This is a genomic window from Treponema sp. R6D11, assembly GCF_054786075.1.
Map to the genome: position 1 here is coordinate 1 of NZ_BDHD01000698.1, position 599 is coordinate 599.

Sequence of the window (599 nt, forward strand, 5' to 3'; positions counted from 1 at the left end):
ATCTTTTTTTACCTGAAGTCAGGAGAGCTGGTGACGCCGGTTCTGGGCGACACAATACTGCCTGGAATTACCAGAGCCAGCATTATCGAGCTTGCAAAGGATCTAAAAATAAAAGTCTCTGAGCGTAAAATCGCTATTGATGAAGCGCTGGCCGAAACAAGTGAATGTTTTGTCTGCGGAACCGCCGCGGGGGCAACGCCCATTACAAGCCTTACTTACAAAAAGAAAAAGGTTGTCTTTAACAAAGGCAAAGTAGGGGATTTAACCGCAAATTTGCGGGATACCCTTAAAGGCATACAATACGGCCTTATTCCGGACAAAAAAGGCTGGCTGAAAAAAGTCCCCAAATAGCCTGTCGGACTACAGGGTTTCCTGCCCTTTCCATTTGGGCTTAAAACCCAGGAAGCCAAGTATGGTCAGGAAAGTAAAGTACACCGGCGTAAAGAGCAGCGTAAGGGCATAGGCAAATTTTCCTTTTGGGAGCGAGCAGCCGAAAAGGCGTAAATTCGCAAAGTTGTTAAAAAGCATGGAAGTTATCACCCCTGCCGGCAATGGCCACAAAAAGGGGAAAAACGGCAGCAAAGGGAAAGTAATTACCC

General features: G+C 46.6%; 1 protein-coding gene and 1 pseudogene. One reads left to right on the top strand and one right to left on the bottom strand.

All coding sequences use genetic code 11. The annotated features are described in order from the left end of the window. Nucleotides 1-351: aminotransferase class IV (locus tag ACYVTD_RS15555; RefSeq protein WP_461248606.1), on the top strand; the 351-nt coding region annotated here is incomplete at its 5' end. Nucleotides 352-360: 9 nt separating this feature from the next. Here the strand turns inward: ACYVTD_RS15555 and ACYVTD_RS15560 are convergent. Then, nucleotides 361-599 (bottom strand): annotated as a pseudogene (locus tag ACYVTD_RS15560) (glycosyltransferase); the annotation flags it as partial.